11 protein-coding genes are annotated in these 11,210 nt (G+C 73.3%); 5 read left to right on the plus strand and 6 right to left on the minus strand.

Features of this window, described 5'->3' with window-relative positions; genetic code table 11:
- Positions 1–803: 803 nt before the first annotated feature.
- From ACFWBN_RS32755 to ACFWBN_RS32765, 3 genes are all read right to left on the minus strand, one after another.
- The gene (locus ACFWBN_RS32755) at positions 804–1,184 is read right to left on the minus strand and encodes a GNAT family N-acetyltransferase (protein WP_385183029.1); all 381 of its coding nucleotides are present in this window, start codon (positions 1,182–1,184) and stop codon (positions 804–806) included.
- Entirely contained in the window at positions 1,185–2,357 is a 1,173-nt protein-coding gene (locus ACFWBN_RS32760) for an acyl-CoA dehydrogenase family protein (protein ID WP_385183032.1), read from the minus strand.
- A 146-nt stretch (positions 2,358–2,503) separates the two neighbouring features.
- A complete protein-coding gene (locus ACFWBN_RS32765) occupies positions 2,504–3,199 on the minus strand; it encodes a TetR/AcrR family transcriptional regulator (RefSeq protein WP_385183035.1) in 696 nt (231 codons plus the stop codon).
- Between the two features lie 168 nt (positions 3,200–3,367).
- Between ACFWBN_RS32765 and ACFWBN_RS32770 the strand changes: the two genes are divergently transcribed.
- Genes ACFWBN_RS32770 through ACFWBN_RS32780 form a run of 3 tightly spaced genes read left to right on the plus strand, consistent with a single transcriptional unit; the run spans position 3,368 to position 5,813 of the window.
- The gene (locus tag ACFWBN_RS32770) at positions 3,368–3,916 is read left to right on the plus strand and encodes a DUF6230 family protein (protein ID WP_385183062.1); all 549 of its coding nucleotides are present in this window, start codon (positions 3,368–3,370) and stop codon (positions 3,914–3,916) included.
- Positions 3,907–4,890 (plus strand): DUF6114 domain-containing protein, encoded by a 984-nt coding sequence (locus tag ACFWBN_RS32775; RefSeq protein ID WP_385183038.1) that lies wholly within the window; start codon positions 3,907–3,909, stop codon positions 4,888–4,890. The genes ACFWBN_RS32770 and ACFWBN_RS32775 overlap by 10 nt, the downstream gene beginning before the upstream one ends.
- On the plus strand, positions 4,887–5,813 hold the full coding sequence (locus tag ACFWBN_RS32780) for a hypothetical protein (RefSeq protein WP_385183041.1): 927 nt from the start codon (positions 4,887–4,889) through the stop codon (positions 5,811–5,813). Before ACFWBN_RS32775 ends, ACFWBN_RS32780 begins: the two co-directional genes overlap by 4 nt.
- On the opposite strand, the gene ACFWBN_RS32785 is transcribed toward ACFWBN_RS32780, so the two are convergent.
- The 3 genes from ACFWBN_RS32785 to ACFWBN_RS32795 all read right to left on the minus strand — a co-directional run bounded on the left by ACFWBN_RS32785 (position 5,791) and on the right by ACFWBN_RS32795 (position 7,962).
- A complete protein-coding gene (locus ACFWBN_RS32785) occupies positions 5,791–5,940 on the minus strand; it encodes an SCO1431 family membrane protein (protein WP_385183044.1) in 150 nt (49 codons plus the stop codon). The genes ACFWBN_RS32780 and ACFWBN_RS32785 overlap by 23 nt on opposite strands.
- 141 nt (positions 5,941–6,081) lie before the next feature.
- Positions 6,082–6,516: an SPW repeat protein gene (locus tag ACFWBN_RS32790; protein ID WP_385183047.1), complete on the minus strand. Its 435-nt coding sequence runs from the start codon at positions 6,514–6,516 to the stop codon at positions 6,082–6,084.
- An 84-nt stretch (positions 6,517–6,600) separates the two neighbouring features.
- A complete protein-coding gene (locus tag ACFWBN_RS32795; protein ID WP_385183049.1) occupies positions 6,601–7,962 on the minus strand; it encodes a peptidase C39 family protein in 1,362 nt (453 codons plus the stop codon).
- 187 nt (positions 7,963–8,149) lie between these two features.
- Between ACFWBN_RS32795 and ACFWBN_RS32800 the strand changes: the two genes are divergently transcribed.
- Both ACFWBN_RS32800 and ACFWBN_RS32805 read left to right on the plus strand, forming a co-directional pair.
- Positions 8,150–8,785 carry a uridine kinase gene (locus ACFWBN_RS32800; RefSeq protein ID WP_385183052.1) on the plus strand — a complete coding sequence of 212 codons (636 nt, stop codon included), beginning with the start codon at positions 8,150–8,152 and terminating at the stop codon, positions 8,783–8,785.
- A 391-nt stretch (positions 8,786–9,176) separates the two neighbouring features.
- On the plus strand, positions 9,177–11,096 hold the full coding sequence (locus ACFWBN_RS32805) for an AAA family ATPase (protein WP_385183055.1): 1,920 nt from the start codon (positions 9,177–9,179) through the stop codon (positions 11,094–11,096).
- Positions 11,097–11,210 lie beyond the last annotated feature (114 nt).

The following is an 11,210-nucleotide window of genomic DNA, read 5'->3' on the forward strand; positions in this document are numbered from 1 at the left end:
GGGGCACGGGGCGCGAGCGTCGCGCGGACGCGGGAGCGCGTGGGCGCGGGCGCGCGTCGGCACGAACGCGCGCGCGGGCGCGCGGGCTGAACCGGGGCGGCTCAGGCGGATATGACGGTACGTCAGAAACAGCTCCCGGGGCCAGGGTTCTGGCACGACCTGACAGGTCGGCAGGATGCGTCGGGGGGGTGGGGTGGGGGGTGGCGCTTCGGCCGGGCGGGACGACGGCGGGGGTCGGGACCGGGGAGGGCCTACTCCCACTCGGGCAGGCCTGCCCGCGGGTCGGGACCGGGGGCGGGGACGGCCTGCGGGCGAGCCGGCCGGCAAGGCGGCGCCGGGGACGGAGATCCCTGAGGCGGGGGCGAGATGTGGGGTCGGTGGCTTCGGGGGTCGGGACCCAGCTACCCGGCCCCGCCTGGCGGTCTTCCGTCCCCGTCCCCGCCCCACCCCATAGACCCCGCCCAGCCGGCCCCCCGCCCCCCACCCCCGGGTACCCCTCGAACGGATCCCCGGGGCGTCGAGGCGGTTACCCGTGGGTGTGGTGTCGCGTTGCCCCGGCATGACCACGGTTGAGACTTCCACGCCACGGACGGGGCGTCGTCGGCGGCAGACGCCGCCCGGTTACGAAGAATCGGTTCAGCATGGGGGACGGCAGCGGTATCCCGACCCGCCCATCTACAGTGCGCTGATCGCCCGCTGGGCCGAGGACGGCCGGACCGTGCCGGGGCGGCGCGATCCGGAGTGGTCCCGGATCGCCTCCTCCCCCATCTGGCCGAACGGGCCGCTCTTCGGGAGCTGAGCCCTCAGAGCGCCAGCAGCCCCGCCGCCGTCCCGCGGAAGCCGCACTCGGCGTAGAAGGGCTCGAGGTGCGGCTCGTAGTCCACGTGCAGCCACCGCGCGCCGCGCTCCCGCGCCGCCCCGGCCGCCGCGCGCACCAGCCGTACGCCCAGTCCGCGCCTCCGCTCATCGGGGTGCACGGTGGTGTCCAGGACGAAGGCGTGCACCCCGCCGTCCCAGGCCACGTTGACGTAGCCCACCAGGCGGCCGTCCCTGCGGGCGGCGACCCAGGCCAGGCTGCGCTCCAGGACGGGCCGGAAGGACACGGGCACGTGCCCCGGCCAGGCTTCGGCGAACAGTTCGTTCAGTTCCGCGTCCATCAGGGCCGGGCGCACCTCCAGGTGCATCTACCGCGTCTCCGGACCCGCCAGATGGCGGGCGATGACCATGCGCTGGATCTGGTTGGTGCCCTCCACGATCTGGAGCACCTTGGCCTCCCGCATCAGGCGCTCCACGGGGAAGTCCGCGGTGTAGCCGTAGCCGCCCAGCACCTGGACCGCGTCCGTGGTGACGGCCATGGCGGCGTCGGTGCAGAACAGCTTGGCCATCGCCGCCTGCCGGGAGAAGGGCTTGCCCGCGTCCCGCAGCCGCGCCGCCGCGAGGTAGAGCGCCCGGCCCGCCTCGATCTTGGTGGCCATGTCGGCCAGCATGAAGCGCAGCCCCTGGAAGTCGGCGATCGGGTGTCCGAACTGCTTGCGGTCCAGGGCGTAGGTCAGCGCCTCGTCGAGCGCGGCCTGGGCGACGCCGATGGCGCAGGCGGCGATGCCGAGCCGGCCCGCGTCCAGTGCGGCCAGGGCGATGGTGAAGCCCTGCCCCTCCTCGCCGATGCGGCGCGCGTCCGGCACCCGTACGCCGTCGAAGTGCAGCTGGGCGGTGGGAGAGCCCTTCATGCCCATCTTCTTCTCGGGCACGGCGGCGGTCAGGCCCTCCGCGTCGCCGGGGACCAGGAAGGCGGTGATGCCCTTGGCCCCCTCGCCGCCGGTGCGGGCCAGGACGGTGTAGAAGTCGGCGACTCCGCCGTGGGTGATCCACGCCTTGGTGCCGGTGATGATCCAGTCGTCGCCCTCGCGCACCGCCTTGGTCGTGAGCGAGGCGGCGTCGGAGCCGGCGGCCGGCTCCGAGAGGCAGTAGGCGCCGAGCAGGCCGCCGCCGAGCATGGCGGGCAGGTGGGCGCCCTGCTGCTCCTTGGTGCCGTAGCCGGCGAGGCCGTGGCAGGCCAGGGAGTGCACGCTGACGCCGAGGCCGACGGTCAGGCGGGCCGCGGCCAGCTCTTCCAGGACCTGGAGGTAGACCTCGTACGGCTGCTCGCCGCCGCCGAACTCGCCGGCGTACGGGAGGCCGAGCAGGCCCGCCTCGGAGAGCAGGGTGAAGACCTCGCGGGGGAACCGTCCGGAGTCCTCCTCCTCGGCGGCTCGGGGGCGGATCTCCCGCTGCGCGATCTCTCGTACGAGCGCGAGGAGGTCCCGGGACTCCTCGGTGGGCAGCTGTCGGTCCACCGGCTGCGGGGCGCGGTCTGTCATGGCGGCGCTCTCCTCCCTCGTCGGGCACGGCGGCGACGCGTGAGGTGTGGTACGCGCCACCGGGTCTCGGTGCTCTTACAACCGATGTTGCCCTTCCGGATCACGAAAGGGCTGTTCAGCGGCTGCGGCGGGTCGAGTATGCACGATCAGGGGCTTCCCGTCACCGGGGCAAGATCATCTCGCGGGCGGTCCACCTCCTCGGGGGCGGGCGGAGCGGGACACTCCGGGACGAACTCCTCGATGACCGTGAGCGTCGCGCGCAGCTGCCGTACGAGCAGGGCGCCCAGCTCGACGCGTCCGGGCTGGCCGGCGGGGTCCGCGGCGAGGCCGCCGATCCACTCCAGGGCGATCCCCTCGACCGAGGAGAGCCAGCCGACCAGGGCGAGCCGGGCGACGGCCGGGAGGGTGCGGCGGCCGTAGGCGCCTTCGGCGATGGTGGCGACCAGTTCCTCGCGGACGGCGTCGCGGATGGCGAGCACCTCGGAGTCGGATCCGACACCGCCGGTGACGATGGTGCGGTAGGCGGCGTGGTGGTGCTCGGCGTAGTGGAGGTAGCCGTCGATGGTGCGCCGGACCCGTTCGGCGTTGGGGAGGTCGGTCTCCCCGCCGGCGCGGGCGACGAGCTCGGACACGGAGTCTTCGACGATGGCGAGGTAGTAGCCGCGCTTGCTCTTGAAGTAGTAGTAGATCAGCCCCTTGGCGACGCCCGCGTGCTTGGCGATGTCGTCCATGGAGAGGGCGTCGTACGAGGTGTCGGCGAACAACTTGCGTCCGGTCGCTATGAGTTCGGCCCTGCGGACCTGCGAACGCTCGGTCGTACCGCGCTGTTGACTATTATTCAAATTCAGCCCTAGCCTCGAACTGCCACAAGATGCCTGAAGTATGGCAGCACTTCCCCTGCGCACCGGACGACGTACGGGAGGAAGACCATGAGCAGCGACAGCACGCGCAAGGGCACGGGACGGCCCGCCGAGGGGCGGGTCCACTGGAAGAAGACGGCCGTCGTCGCGATGCCCGCGGTCGTCGCGGTCGGGGCGATGGCCATGGTCATGGCGCAGGGCGCGCTCGCCGCCTCCTTCGCCGTCTCGGGGACCAGTTTCCAGGTCTCCTCCTCAAAGCTGACCAGCAAGGGACTGGCCTCCTACGTGCAGACGGACCGCTCCGTCGACGGCAAGGGGCATCCCGTCGCGCTGCTCGGCATCGGCGAGGCCACGCTCTCGGACATCTGCCAGGCCGCCGAGGTGGGCACCCCGCTCGGGACCGTGGTCTTCAAACTGACGGCCGGCGGCCCGGCCGGGCAGGTCACGGCCAGCAACCTGGTGATCGACGGCGAGGACCTCGACGGCGACGCCACCTTCGGCACCGCGCAGATCGGCCGGGACGCCTCGACCCTGGACGAGGTCGGCGGGGTCAAGGGCGAGCCGGGTAAGTTCGGCCTCCAGGCCGGGGACATCGAGGTGGTGGGCGTGAAGTCCCACGCCTGGTCCGCGACCGGCGGCAACTTCAAGCTCAAGGGCATGAAGCTCAACGTCAGCCTGGACGGCAAGAAGTGCTTCTAGGCATCCGGCGGGGATGGCTGGAACGGCGCCTCCCGCTTCCGGAGCACCGGCGGCGGCTGCGCGCCTGGCGCCGGACCCGGCCGTTCTGGGGCGGGCTGCTGCTGGTGCTGGGCGGGACCGAGCTGCTGCTCGTCCCGCTCTCCCCGCTGACGGTGCTGGTCAGCCTGGGTCTGGGCGGCATCGCGGCCATCGGGATCGGCGTCGCGCTGATCCTGGCGGGGCTGTTCCTGTGGTTCCTGCCGCAGGCCCGGGCGTACGTCTCCCTGCACGCGCTGCTGCTGTCGGTGCTGTCCTTCGTGGCGACCAACCTGGGCGGGTTCCTGGTCGGGATGCTGCTCGGCATCGCGGGGAGTTCGCTGGCCTTCGGCTGGACCCCGCTGCCGGACGAGGAGGCGGGCGAGGAGGGACCGTACATCCCGAGGCTGGACGGCAGCGGTCCGCGGACGCTGGCCGCCGCGCTGCCCGTGGTGCTGCTGGCCGCGCTGGCGACGGGCGCGCCGCAGGCGAGGGCCGCCGCCCCGCGCGCCGCCGCCCCGGAGGCGAAGGCCGCGCCCGCGGCGGGGCCGCCGATGGCCGCGCGTACTCCCCCGACCGTCACCACCTCGCTGTTCGCGCCGCAGGGCTTCGCGTTCGCGGGCGTGACGCACGTGCCGACGGTGGACGGGCCGCTCAAGGTGCTGGTGCTGAAGATGCGCGCGGCCTCGCTGCGCGACTACCGGCTGCGCACGCGCGACGGCGCCGACGAGTACGGGCTCGCCGCCACCTCCCTCGACCTGCGGGGCGATGTCACCTTGTACCTCACGAGGTTCAGCGGCTGCATCGAGGGGCTGCTGTGCGTCACCTTCAGTCCGGACGGGCTGCCCGCTCCCCCGGTGATCCCGCCGTTCGTCTTCATGACCCAGGTCCGTGCCGAGCAGGCGCTCGTCACCTCCGATGTGATCGTCACCGACGGACTGCGGCTGGAGGCCTCGTGATCCCGGTGCAGGCGGCGCCGCTGTGGGCCTACGGGATCGGTGCGACCTTCGCGGTGGCGGCCGGGCGCCAGCTCCAGTGGTGGGAGCGCTCGGTCCGGGGCGAGGCCCCTCCCTTTTGGGCACGTCGTACGAGGAGCCGCGCGGCCAATCCGTACCTGGCGCTGACCGTGCTGTACGCGGCCCTACTGCTCGCCCCGACCGGGATGTACCTGCTGTGGCAGAACCCCGCCTGGGCCACGATGCACGTGGCGCGGGACCACGGCGGGGTCTGGGCGGGCTTCGCGCTGTTCCACACCGGTTCGGTGGTGGTGGGCGCGCTGCTCGGTTTCCTGGCGGCGCGGCTGTTCGTGCTGGTGGGAGCCGGGTACTGGGGGTATCTGCAGGCGGTCGCCGGGTACTTCCTGCTGTTCTTCACCCTGGTCCACGGGTGGGACGGCAGCGGGTACCGGCGGCTGCTGAGCGCCGATCCGCGGGCCTACGCCGGCTGGTCCGCGGACAGCGTGGTCAACCACTGCCTGGACTTCGCGACCTCGGGGACCTTCCTGGCCCTCCTGGTCTTCGGCACGGCCGTGATCGGCACGATGCTGCTGGCCGAGATCGGCTGGCTGGTGGAGGGCTGGCGGCTGCCGGGTGCGGCGGCGGACCTCAAGGTGCCCCGGGCGCTCGCGGTGGTGATCGCGGGGGCGGGGGTGTACGCGCTGCCGCTCGGCGGGGCGCTGGGCGCGAGTGCGCTCGTACGGCTGCTGGGGTGGTGGCCGGGCCTGGCCGTGTTCGCGGGGGCGGCCGGGCTGGTGCTGCTCCCCGCGCGCTCACCCGTGCGCAGGCTGTACGGGCTGGTGGGGATCCCGGACCGGCACTGGCGGGTGGAGCCCGAGGAGGCCGCTGCTGCGGCCTCCGGGACTAGAGCCAGCCGACCTGGGTGACGAACATGGCCACGACGACCACGAGGGTCCAGCCGAGGACGTGCTCCAGCCAGGAGGAGTCCTTGGGGCCCCCGGTGCGGACGAGGTCCCGGGCGCGGGTGGTCAGGGCGGCGCTGTTGGCTGTCATGCCGTCCAATGTGCCAGCGTTCGCGGCTTTCGCGGTAGAGACGATGGTCACTGGTGGCGCGCGTCACGCCGCCGGGCCCCGACCGCACCCTCCGTCGCGGGAGGAGCGGTCGGGGCCCGGCGGCCGGGTTCGTTGTCGTCGTCAGACGCGGGTTTCGCGCTGGCGGCCGGCCATCGCCGCCATGGCGAGGCCGAGGCACAGGGCGACCGCGCCGGTGATCACGTTGCTGACCACCGTGCGGGTCGTGTCCATCTCTCCGGCGATGGCCCACGGGGCGATGATCGTCCACGCGCCGAGTGCGACGGCCGTCCAGGCCATCGCGTGGGTGCGTTCGTAGGCGGACCCGAGACCGCCCATGCACAGGCAGAACGCCAGGCCGGCGATCAGGTTGTTGATGGCCAGCGGGGTCAGGACGCTGAACCCGGCGATCCATGGCGAAGCGGCCAGGTACAGGCCCGTGATCAGGGCCAGTGCCTCGACGGCCTGCGCGGCAGGGGTGCTGGTCACCCGCTCGAACCGAGTGCGCATCTCGGCAAGGTCCGGGTGGTGCTCGATGCTGCTGGGATGAGTGGTCATGGCGGGCTGCCTCCTATGAGAAGCCTTATATGCCCTTTATGCCCATATTCCGCCGGTTAAGCCGTTCGAACCAGCCGAGCTTTCTCAGAGCACACCGACCGCCGTCAGCGCCGCGATCCGGGCCGCTCCCGGGGTGGCCGGGGCGTACAGGTAGCAGATGCCTCCGGTGCCCGAGACGACCTTGCCGGCCGCGTTGTGGCGCTTGGTCCGCAGCCAGTTGGTCTCAAATTCGCGCCGCTTGTAGACCCGGCGGACGGACGGGTTGTCGGGCGAATGGGGGTCGTTGGCGATGACGTCCCCGGCGGCCGTGAAGCCGATGACGGTCATCAGGTGGCCCGCGGTGCCGTAGCCCGCGCCCGTGAGCTCCTCGGTGCGGAAGGACTGCGAGGTGATGGCCGGGATGCCGGCCCGGATCAGCAGCTCCAGGTCGGTGAGGGAGGTGAGCCGGGTGACGACTCCGGCGAGCCCGGGGTAGGTGGCGGCGTAGGCGGCGTTGAAGGGCCAGTTGCCGCAGCCCTTGTAGGCGGCGTCGTAGGTGGAGCGGGCGGCGTGGCACACCTGCGGGTCGGAGTACTTCGGATTGACCCAGGTCAGGGACGAGGAGCCGGCGCGGCCGCCCCAGAACTCGATGATCATCTGCGAGGAGGTGGGGCTGCACCAGGCCTCGCCCCCGTTGTCGTACTCGGGATAGCGGCCGGCGTGGACCTCCTGCGAGTACCGCGGCACCTTCAACTCGTGCCCCCGGCCTGAGGGGGCGGAGGCCGCCACGGTGAACCGGTCCGGGACGTCGGATGCCATCGCTCCGGCCAGCCAGACGGTGGGGCCGCGGTCGGCGCCGGGCTTGCGGTGGAGGGTCAGGCGCAGCTGCCAGTGGGTGAGGCGCAGGCCGCTCGCGGGGGCGTCGACGGCCAGGGTGTCGGTCCAGACGGTGGACCGGCCGTCGGTCTGGCCGTCCACGGAGGTGCGGCGGATGTCGCCCTCGCCGGAGGCCCAGCGGCCCATGACGTACCAGGGGGTGGCGGTGCCGTCGGTGTAGGTGCCGCGCAGTTCGGTCTGGATCCAGGTGCCGGCGGGGGTGCGGGCGTTCCAGGAGGCGATGGCCTCGGTGGCGGGCACGGTGGAGCGGTGCACCGGGGAGGTCCAGGCGGCGTACTCCCAGGTGCTCTTCTTCCCGGTGTGCGGGTCGGTGTACTCGGTGCGGCCGGCCGCCGTCCCGATCTCCAGGCCGGGGCGGGCGCCGCCCACGGCGGTGGTGCCCTGGTGGGTGCCGGCCCGCCAGTGGTCGCGGGAGAACCAGAAGCGGTTGTCGACGGTCCGGCCGGGGCCGCGGGGGGCGGGCGGGACGGCCGCGGAGGCGCTGCCGCCGGAGACGGAGGCGGCGGTCGCCGCGGTGGCGGCCGCGAGTGCGGCGACGAGTACGGCCCTGCGCGGAGTGGGTGCGGTCATCGCGGGCTTCCCCCAGGGGTGGGTCGGTGCCGGTGCTTGCCGGCCTCACCCTTCCAGTTCCCGGCCGCCGGAGGCCGAAGCCGGGGGCCCGTGTCGGGCATGACGACCGGTCCAGCCGCAGGGGACGTACAGGGGATGCCGGGCGGATCGGATCCCGACCCGCCGGGCACCCCCTAGGCTGGGCCGCGTGGAGCCACACCGGTCACTTGAGTCACTCGCGCGGGAGCTCGCGGCGCTGCCGCCCTCCCTCGGACCCGTTCGCCTGATCGGGATCGACGGGCACGCCGGATCCGGGAAGAGCACCTTCGCCGGGCGGCTCGCGGAGGCGCTCGGGGACGCCCCGGTGCTGCACCTGGACGACGTGGCCACCCACGGGGAACTCTTCGACTGGGAGCGGCGGCTGCGCGCACAGGTGCTGGAGCCGCTGGCCGCGGGACGGCCCGCGCACTGGGCCCCGTACGACTGGGTGGAGCGCCGCTTCGGGCCTGCGCGGGTGCTGGAGCCGGCGCCGGTGCTGCTCGTCGAGGGGGTCGGGGCCGGCCGGCGGGCGCTGCGCCCGCATCTGGCGCGGCTGCTGTGGATGGAGACGCCGCGCGCGCAGTCCTGGGGGCGCGGGCGCGACCGGGACGGGCGTGAACTTTCCGATTTCTGGGACGGATGGGAGCGCGCGGAGCTCGCGCACTTCTCGAACGACCCTTCGCGCCCCTTCGCCGACACGCTGGTACGCCAGAGCGGTACGGGATACGAGTGGTCTTCCGGGGCGGATGCGGCCTCGGGAACACCCGCTTCCGTCACCGAGGGTGACGAACTCCCCCGGGCCTGAGCGGCCGCGGAAATCCGGCTCCGTCGGGCCTCCACCGACCCGCTTGACCTGGGGCCCGCAGCGGCCTTACGTTCTCAATGCGCGGCCTTCAGCGGCCGCCGCGGACACGAAGCCCCCGATTGTTCCCCCGTGATCGGGGGCTTCGTTCTGCCCGCGGACCCCCTCCGCACCCCCGTCACACGAGGCGAATCGCCTCCGTTCCTTCACCCTGAGTCACCGCGTGCGCCCGGGGCGCACACGCGAACCGGGCCCGCCGCGCCCTACGTAAGGTGCGAAACCGCAGGTACGATGCAGCCCTGATTTCAGCGACGCCGGCCGGGGGCACCGGGCAACTCGCGCGCTCGAAGCGGGGGTTGCCGCGCACCACGGGGGCAGGCTTGTGGGGGACGTGATGGATTTCGGCACGCCGGGCAGCACACACGCCCCGGCCGAGCTCGCCTGGCTCCGCGGAGTCGACGCCTGCACCATGGGCGCCTATCCGCAGGCCGAGGAGGAGTTCCGGGCCGCCGTACGACTCGATCCCGCGATGGCCGACGCCTGGCTGGGCCTGCACGCGCTCCGGGTCGACACCACCAACGCGTTATTGCGCATGTACGCCCACCGGGACCGCTTCGGCGAACAGCGGGCCCGGCACCGGCGGACGCTGAACTCCTGGTACTGGCTGGGCTGGTGGGTGCAGCCGGTGCTGGAGAGCCGGCGGGACCTGCTGCTGGCGCACGCCTCGCACTGGCTGGACGGCCGCCACGTGCCCGAGCTGGACCAGGCGCTGGCCGCGCTGCCGCCGGTGGACACCGACCCGCAGGTCCGGTTCCTGCACGCCTGCCGGGCCTACCTGGTCAAGGACTGGGAGCAGCTGGTCCGGCACACCGAGCCGCTGGTGGACGATCCGCTGCTGGGCATCGAGGCGGGCCTGTTCGGCGGGATGGCCCGGGTGCGCCTCGAGATGTACGGGCAGGCGGAGCCGCTGCTGTCGGCGGCGCTGATGCGCTGCCGCAGCGAGCAGCCGCAGCGCAAGGAGCTGCGGTACTGGCTGGCGCGGGCGCACGAGGGCACCGGGCGCAGCGCGGCGGCGCTGCCGCTGTACCGGGCGGTGCACCGGGTGGATCCCGCGTTCATGGACACGGCGGCCCGGCTGACGGCGATCGAGGACGGGGACGACACCGACGGCATGGCCGACATGGCGGGCATGGCGGGGTACTCCGGGTACGGCACGTACGGCGGGCACGGCCCGTCCCCCGCCGGCGGGAACTTCGCGGCGCTGGCGCTGGGCGGCGGGCCCGTCCAGGACATCGCGGCGGACGGCCAGGCGGAGTCCGACCCGCTGACCTCGCCGCCGCCCTCCTCCGGCCGGGTCGAGGGGGCACGCCGCAAGGTGGCCGTCCCGCCGCAGGGCGCGCCGGAGGGGCTGCCGGCGGGGCCGGCCGATCCCGACGCGCTCGCCGAGGCGCTGGCGGAGCTGGAGCGGATGGTGGGCCTGGAGCCCGTCAAACGGCAGGTGAAGGCACTGTCCGCGCAGCTGCACATGGCGCGGCTGAGGGCGGGTCAGGGACTGCCGGTGCAGCCGCCGAAACGCCACTTCGTCTTCTCGGGGCCCTCGGGAACGGGCAAGACGACGGTGGCGCGGATCCTGGGACGGGTCTTCTACGCGCTGGGGCTGCTGGGCGGGGACCATCTGGTGGAGGCCCAGCGGGCGGACCTGGTGGGCGAGTTCCTCGGCCAGACCGCGGTGAAGGCGAACGAGCTGATCGATTCGGCGATCGGCGGGGTGCTGTTCGTGGACGAGGCGTACTCGCTGTCGAACTCGGGCTACAGCAAGGGCGACGCGTACGGCGACGAGGCGCTCCAGGTGCTCCTGAAACGGGCCGAGGACAACCGGGACCACCTGGTGGTGATCCTGGCCGGGTATTCGGCCGGGATGGACCGGCTGCTGGCGGCCAATCCGGGGCTGTCCTCCCGGTTCACCACGCGGGTGGACTTCCCCAGCTACCGGCCGCTGGAGCTGACCGCGATCGGCGGGGTGCTGGCGGACGCGAACGGGGACCGGTGGGACGAGGAGGCGCTGGAGGAGCTGCGGAGCATCAGCGGGCACGTGGTGGAGCAGGGGTGGATCGACGAGCTGGGGAACGGGCGGTTCCTGCGGACGCTGTACGAGAAGAGCTGCGCGTACCGGGATCTTCGGCTGTCGGGGTTCGCCGGGGAACCCTCGCGGGACGACCTGGCCACGCTGCGGCTGGCGGACCTGATGCAGGCCTATGGCGAGGTCCTGTCGGGGCGGGGCCCCCAGGAACGGCCGGAGCCGCCGCCGCTGTAGCGGGGTCCGGCCGCTGCGCGGGGCCTCCTGGGGCTCCGCCCCAGACCCCGCGCCTCAAACGCCGGCGGGGCTGGATTTGGCTCCTGCCGCCTGCTTGGTGCGGCTGGATTGCCC

This window comes from Streptomyces sp. NPDC059989, from assembly GCF_042736975.1.
Classification (GTDB): Bacteria; Actinomycetota; Actinomycetes; order Streptomycetales; family Streptomycetaceae; genus Streptomyces.

Excerpts from the sequence above, each read along its gene's own strand:
- ACFWBN_RS32795 (WP_385183049.1), bottom strand. The coding sequence starts at position 7,962 with ATGACCGCACCCACTCCGCGCAGGGCCGTACTCGTCGCCGCACTCGCG.
- ACFWBN_RS32785 (WP_385183044.1), bottom strand. The coding sequence starts at position 5,940 with ATGACAGCCAACAGCGCCGCCCTGACCACCCGCGCCCGGGACCTCGTC.
- ACFWBN_RS32755 (WP_385183029.1), bottom strand. The coding sequence starts at position 1,184 with ATGCACCTGGAGGTGCGCCCGGCCCTGATGGACGCGGAACTGAACGAA.
- ACFWBN_RS32805 (WP_385183055.1), top strand. The coding sequence starts at position 9,177 with ATGGATTTCGGCACGCCGGGCAGCACACACGCCCCGGCCGAGCTCGCC.
- ACFWBN_RS32770 (WP_385183062.1), top strand. The coding sequence starts at position 3,368 with ATGCCCGCGGTCGTCGCGGTCGGGGCGATGGCCATGGTCATGGCGCAG.
- ACFWBN_RS32760 (WP_385183032.1), bottom strand. The coding sequence starts at position 2,357 with ATGACAGACCGCGCCCCGCAGCCGGTGGACCGACAGCTGCCCACCGAG.
- ACFWBN_RS32790 (WP_385183047.1), bottom strand. The coding sequence starts at position 6,516 with ATGACCACTCATCCCAGCAGCATCGAGCACCACCCGGACCTTGCCGAG.